Origin of the sequence: Thermoflexus sp., assembly GCF_025055495.1 — a bacterium.
Lineage (GTDB): Bacteria > Chloroflexota > Anaerolineae > Thermoflexales > Thermoflexaceae > Thermoflexus.
Map to the genome: position 1 here is coordinate 1 of NZ_JANWXB010000414.1, position 6,382 is coordinate 6,382.

Consider the following 6,382-nt stretch of genomic DNA (forward strand, 5'->3'; position numbering starts at 1 on the left):
GGCCTCGCCCCCGCAAGACCAGCAAAAATCGACTTAAATCGGCGCGATGGCCCCGATGGTGCTCCCACTGGGGATGTGAAGATCGGGGAAATCCTCAGGGGCCACATCACCGGCGATGATGCAGTTGCGGCCCACGCGGACATTGGGGGGGATAATGGCGTTCTTGCCGACCAGCGTTAACCCGGACGAGAGATCCCCCAGCCGGTTGGGGCTGTAGTCCATCCCGTAGCCCAGATGCGCCTCCGCCCCCACGATCACATTCTTGTCCACGATGCAGCGATCCACCACCGCCCCCGGCTCAATGACCGAATCCGTCATCACCACCGAGTAGCGGACCACCGCCCCGCGCCTCACCCGGACACCCGGCGAGAGCACGCTGTATTCCACCGTCCCCTCGATGATGCAGCCGTCGGAGAGCAGGCTGTGGGCCACGTGGGCGCCGGTGCGGATGTTGACCGGCGGCCGCTCCTCGCTGCGGGTGTGAATGATCCATTCCCGGTCGTGAAGGTCCAGCGGTGGGTTATCCGCCAGCAGATCCATGTGAGCTTCCCAGTAAGCCTGCACCGTCCCCACATCCACCCAGTAACCGCTGAACCGGTAGGCGTAAACCCGATAGGCCTCGATCATGCGGGGGATGATATCCTTCCCGAAATCGTGACTGCTGTTGGGATCCCGCGCGTCTTCGATGAGGACTTCTCGCAACACCTCGGGGCGGAAGACATAGATTCCCATGGAGGCCAGGGTTCCGCGAGGGCGGATGGGTTTCTCCTCGAAGCGGATCACCCGGCCGTCCTCATCGGTCTCCAGGATGCCGAACCGCGAGGCCTCCTCCGGGGCCACGTGGAGGGCGGCGATGGTGAGGTCGGCGTTCTTTTCCGTGTGCAGGCGGATCATCGGATTGTAGTTCATTTTGTAGATATGGTCGCCCGCTAGGATCAGGACGTGGGTCGGCCGATGGTGGGCGATGAAGTCCAGGTTCTGGTAGATCGCATCCGCCGTCCCCTGATACCAGTCGGAATCCGCCCGCCCCAGATAGGGGGTGAGGATCCAGACCCCGCGATGGAACCCGTTCAGGTCCCACGGCGCTCCACTGCCGATGTGCTCATGGAGAGAGCGAGGCCGGAACTGGGTGCATACGCCGACAAGGTAGATCCCGGAGTTGACACAGTTGGAGAGGGTGAAATCAATGATCCGGTATTTGCCCGCGAAGGGGACCGCGGGCTTGGCCCGCTTCTGGGTGAGAATGCTCAGGCGGGTGCCCTTGCCTCCCGCCAGGATCATTGCAACCGGGCGCATAGGGGATCCTCGTCTGCTTGACTGAACTTCGCTGGATGGAGTTTCGCCTTACCCAACTCGACTTTAGGCAAAGTCGGTATTACCCCTATTTCCCCTCACAACTCAAATCCCGCATCGGGGGTCGGCGCGGAAGACCATTCCTCCTTGCGTCTCTTCAGGCGATAGGGTTGGGAGCGCAGAAAACGGGTTTTGAGGCGAGGCGAGCGCTGATTTGTCTCTCCTTCCTTATGGATTATGCCATGCGATCGCCCGCCGGTAAAGGTCTTCGTAAGCCCGGGCGGAGGCGGCCCACGAGAAATCCTGGGCCATGGCCCGGCGCTGGACCGCCCGCCAGGCGGCCGGGTTCCGGTAGAGGGCCAGGGCGCGGTCCAACGTGGCCAGGAAGGCCTCCCCCGCGAAGGGGGTGAAGACGAAACCGGTGCCGTCCTCCTGCGTCACATCCCGGACGGTATCCGCCAGCCCGCCCACCGCGTGGACCAGAGGGAGAGCGCCGTAGCGCATGGCGATCATCTGGCCCAGGCCACAGGGCTCGAACTTCGAGGGCATCAGGAAGACGTCGGCCCCGCCGTAAAGCAGCCGGGCAAGGTTTTCGTCGAAGGCAAGCTGGACGCCGGCCTGGCCCGGGAAGCGGGAAGGCCATTCGGCGAAGGCCGCCTCATACTCCGGCATCCCGGTCCCCAGGACGGCCACCTGGACCTCCCGGGCGAACAGGGCGTCGGCGGTCTCCAGGAGGAGGTCCGCCCCTTTCTGCTCGATCAGTCGCCCGACGAAGGCCAACAGAGGGATCTCCTCCCGGAGGGGCAGGCCGAAGGCCTGCTGGGCGGCCCGCTTGTTCTCCGCCCGCCGTTCCAGGGTCCCGGCGTCGAAGCAGGCGGCCAGGGCGGGATCCGAACGGGGATCCCAGGCTTCGGGATCGAGGCCGTTGAGGATGCCGAAGAGCCGATCAGCCCGGCGCTGGAGCAGAGGCTCGAGGCCGAAGCCGAATTCGGGGGTCAGGATTTCCTGAGCGTAGCGGGGGCTTACGGTGTTCACGGCGTCGGCGTGCGCGATCCCGCGGGCCAGCCAGTTGACGTGGCCGGGCGGTTCCACCTCCAGCCGCCCTACGTGCTCGTGGATCCCCCCGAAGGCCAGGAGGGCGTCACCGGTGATCCCCTGGTAGGCCATATTGTGGATGGTGAAGACCGTGGCGATCGGCCGATAGAAGCGATCCCGTCGGCCGGCGGTGGCCAGCCAGAGGAAGAGGAACCCGGTGTGCCAGTCGTTGCCGTGGAGGACATCCGGCCGTTCGTCGAAGTGATGGATGAAGGCCAGGACCGCCCGGCAGAAGAAGACGAAACGCTGGGGATCGTCGGGATAGCCATACACCTCATCGCGGCCGAAGTAATGTTCATCCCAGATGAAGTAGGTGGGAACGCCGGTGGCTTCGCTGATCTCCGCTTCCACCATGCGGGCCTCGCCGGTTAGGCCCACCGGGACCGGGAAGGGGGGACGGAGAGGGCGCAGGCCGTAAGCGGAGCCATCGATCGCCCGATAACGGGGAAGGATCACCCGCACGTCGTGGCCCAGGGCTCGCAACGCGCGGGGGAGCCCGTAGGCCACATCCGCCAGCCCGCCCACTTTCGCGAAGGGCGCCGCCTCGGCCACCACATAGAGGATCCGCATAGAAGACCTCCGCGAACGCTTCGTGGCTGTCTGGGAGCTGGGCCACGGGCCTTCAGGCCAGCCCCTAAAACGATTTTACCCTCTCTCTCTTCGGCCTTTGGACCACGCGGGGATTCCCTCTGAACGCAACTTGCAGCCAGGGGTCTCCTCCCCGAGGGGACAAAAAGATTGGGGGTAGGCGGCTTCGCTGCCTACCCCCAATCTCTTCATCCAAAACCCTTATGGCGCGAGCGCCTCGCGCACCCGCGCCGCTTCCCGGTCCCCCTCATCTCCTCACTAGGCGATCGCTCCGGCCTCGAGGAGCGGGCGGAGCCAGCCCCTCCAGGCCGGAGCGTTCCCTCAACTCTCCGGCGGGGGCTTGTGGGAGCCGTTGTTCTCACCCGACGAGGAGGCCTGCCGGCGTTGCCGCAGCTCTTCCATCCGCTTGGGGATCTCCCGGGGCGGGACCGGGGCGAGCCAGCAGGCGTCGGCTTCCACCTCCCGGCTCAGCCGGCGAATCGCGCCGTCCATATAGTAGACGGCGATGGCGACCACGATGTCCCGCGTCTCGGGATCCGACCGGATCCGCCGGCAGAGCTCGAAGGGATCGCCGTCCGGGAGGGTGTCGCCGATCAGCACCGCATCGGGACGACCCTCCCGGATCTGCTGCAGCGCCTCGGCCATCGTTGCGGCCTCCAGGAGCTCCACCTCGAACTTCCGCAGGCCGATGCGGTAGAGCATTCGCATATCGTCGTTTTCTTCCACAATTAGGAGTCTCATCGCCCACCTACGCGAAAGGGAAATAGGGGTAAGGATGGTTATCCCGCGGGGATCGGTGCTCGATCCACCGCGCGGCCGCCGCCGCGAAGTCGGTGAGATCCTTCGCCCGCACCTGGAGCAGCCACGTCCGCTCCTCCTCGGTCAGGTCGTAGCGGGCCAGGACCTCCGCCCGGCGGGAGCCCAACAGATCCTCCCGGATCCGCTCGTCGATCAGGGCCCAGCCCACCAGCTCATCGATCGCCGCCGCCGACATGGGTCGTTGCTCCTGGAAAGGATAATTGCCTCACCGGAACTATGTGGGGTTGCCGCCACCCGTCGGCGGGGTCGCCAGCCGGAACACCGCCGCCACCAGCCAGAGGGCGGTGAGGGCCAGGCGGAGGGCGTGGGGATGGGCCATCAGCCAGGTCGCCAGCGCGAGCCCACGGGTCTTCATGGCGCTTCCTCCAGAGAGGATTCTGGTTTCATCTTACGGGGGACCTCTCACGGAACTCTCACGGGGATGGCTAAGGATTTCTAACGATGCGGGGATCGATGGAAGGGGGAGCCCGCGGGGGCGGGCGGGGGCGAGGGCGATGCGGCGGAGGCGGGGCCGATGGCATGGCGCCCAAGGCGTTCCCCTCCGGCCCGGGATCAGAGGGTGTCCGAAAAATGGGTTGGAGGATTGAGGGGATGGGTCGGGAGCCTTCGGCGCATCCCCCAACCCCTTCGCTCAAGGGGTCGATCGATCCTGGGCCTGTAGAATCGATTCGTAAAGCGCCCGCGCCTCGGGGGAGGGCCGCAACCGGAGGTCCCGCTCCAGGCGGGCGGCATACTGGCGATAGAGGGCCAGGGCGGCGGCGGGCTGGCCCATGGACAGATAGCAGCGCAGGGCCCCCAGGCAGGCGGCCTCCAGATAGGGATCCACGGCGAGGGCCTGCTGGAACCAGGCCAGGGCGGCCGCGGGTTCCCCGGCCTTCAGGGTCCCCTCGGCCAGAGTCAGGAGGGCCTCCAGGTAGCGGGTCCGCAGCCGCTCCCGGAGCTCCACGGCCCATTCGGCGTTCCACCCGCTCAGGTAATCCCCCCGATAGAGCTCAGCTGCCGCCCGCAGATGGGCGAGGGCCTCGGGGGTCCCCCGGGCCGCCCGGGCCCGCCGCAGGTGTTCCTCGAACATGGCCACGTCATACCAGTGGGGCTGGCGCCGGTCGAAGGCGTAGCGGCCCTCCCGGAAGGCCAGGACCTCCCGCCCCAGGATCCGCTTGAGGCGCCACTTGGCCGAGTGGAACTGGCCGGTGAGGCGGGCGGGGGGGGCGTCGGGCCACAGGGCCGCGCCGATTTCCTCCCGGGTGGCCGAGTCCACCGTGAGCAGATAGAAGAAGAGCTCCCAGGCCTTCCGGGCCTCGGGCCAGGCCAGCGGCTGCCCCTCGATCCAGACCTCCCCCGGGCCGAAGGCCCGGATCTCCAGGGGCGGCGGGGCGGCCCGGGCCGGGGCCCGGCGGGACCGGCCGATCCGCCGCAGGGGGTCCCAGATCCGGGGCCACTCCACCCCCCGCCGCTCGGCCAGGCGGAAGAGATCCTCCGCCCGCCGGAGCTCCGGGAGGAGGGGGGCGATGAGGGCGTCCGGGCCGTGGAGGCGGGCCGCCTCGGCGAGTTGCTTCAGGGCCTCCCGCTGTCGGTGGGCGCGGAAGTAGGCCCGGGCCATCACGAAATGGGCCCACGCCCGGGTCGGGACATCGGCCTCCTGCAGCCGTTCCAGGGCTGGGACCATACGGGAGAGGCCCTCTAAGACCCAGCCGGCCTCCACCTCGGCCATCCCCCGGGAGAGGGCGGCCAGGGCGGCCAGGGGGCGCAGCCCCAGCTGGGCCGCCATCTCCGCCGCCTCCTGGAGGGCCGGCAGGGCCTCCCGGGGCTTCCCCTGCAGCCGCAACGTCCGCCCCATCCCCTCCAGCCCGTAGGCCATGAGGAAGGCGTTGCGGATCTCCCGGGCGATCTCCAGGGCCGCTCGGTAGGCCTCCAGGGCCTCCTCCAGTTGTTCCTCGTCCCGGGCCAGGTCCGCCAGACCGATCAGGAGAAACGTCTCCGCTCGCCGGTCGCCGACCTGGCGGGCCAGGCCTAGGCCCTCTTCGTAGTAGCGGCGGGCGGCCTCGAACTGGCATTGAGTGTAGGCCGTGTAGCCCACATTATTAAGAAGCATAGTCAAAGGGCGAGGATTCTCTAATGTTCTAGCTAGGGTTAGGGCCTCCTGAAGATAAAGATCCATCTCCACCAACCGGTCTTGGGCCCGCAGGGCCTCGGCGAGCTCGATCAGCGTGTTCACCAGATCCACCGGGGCTTCGAGGGCCCGGAACCGGGCCATCGCCTGCCGGAGATCGTGCTCCGCCTCCCGGGGGCGGCCCAGGGCGAGGCGGGCGAAGCCCCGGAGGCGATAGGCCGAGGCCATTGGGTGGGCCCACTCCGGCCGCCCGCGGGCGAGGGCGGCTTCGGCAGCGGCCACTGCCTCGGCGTAACGGCCCATCAGGTTCAGAGTCGAGGCCCGCTGGACTTCGATCTCCATTCCCGTGAGGCCATCCTCCGATCCGCAGACCGCCGCCGCCTGTTCCAGGAGAGCCAGGGCGGCCTCCGGCCGACCCGTATCGGCCAGCATCTTTGCCTGATAAAGGAGCAGACGAGGGGCCTGCCGAAGACGGTC

6 protein-coding genes are annotated in these 6,382 nt (G+C 67.7%); all 6 read right to left on the reverse strand.

All coding sequences use genetic code 11. The annotated features are described in order from the left end of the window. Window positions 1-33: 33 nt before the first annotated feature. The gene (locus NZM16_RS13520; protein WP_295451860.1) at window positions 34-1,296 is read right to left on the reverse strand and encodes a glucose-1-phosphate adenylyltransferase; all 1,263 of its coding nucleotides are present in this window, start codon (window positions 1,294-1,296) and stop codon (window positions 34-36) included. 225 nt (window positions 1,297-1,521) lie between these two features. Then, entirely contained in the window at window positions 1,522-2,958 is a 1,437-nt protein-coding gene (locus NZM16_RS13525; RefSeq protein WP_295480876.1) for a glycogen synthase, read from the reverse strand. Between the two features lie 339 nt (window positions 2,959-3,297). After that, window positions 3,298-3,717 carry a response regulator gene (locus tag NZM16_RS13530; RefSeq protein ID WP_295451856.1) on the reverse strand — a complete coding sequence of 140 codons (420 nt, stop codon included), beginning with the start codon at window positions 3,715-3,717 and terminating at the stop codon, window positions 3,298-3,300. A 7-nt stretch (window positions 3,718-3,724) separates the two neighbouring features. After that, window positions 3,725-3,970 (reverse strand): hypothetical protein, encoded by a 246-nt coding sequence (locus NZM16_RS13535; protein WP_295451855.1) that lies wholly within the window; start codon window positions 3,968-3,970, stop codon window positions 3,725-3,727. A 39-nt stretch (window positions 3,971-4,009) separates the two neighbouring features. Next, window positions 4,010-4,150: a hypothetical protein gene (locus tag NZM16_RS13540; protein ID WP_295480878.1), complete on the reverse strand. Its 141-nt coding sequence runs from the start codon at window positions 4,148-4,150 to the stop codon at window positions 4,010-4,012. A 276-nt stretch (window positions 4,151-4,426) separates the two neighbouring features. Next, a partial coding sequence (locus NZM16_RS13545) for a tetratricopeptide repeat protein (protein WP_295480880.1) occupies window positions 4,427-6,382 on the reverse strand: 1,956 nt, incomplete at its 5' end.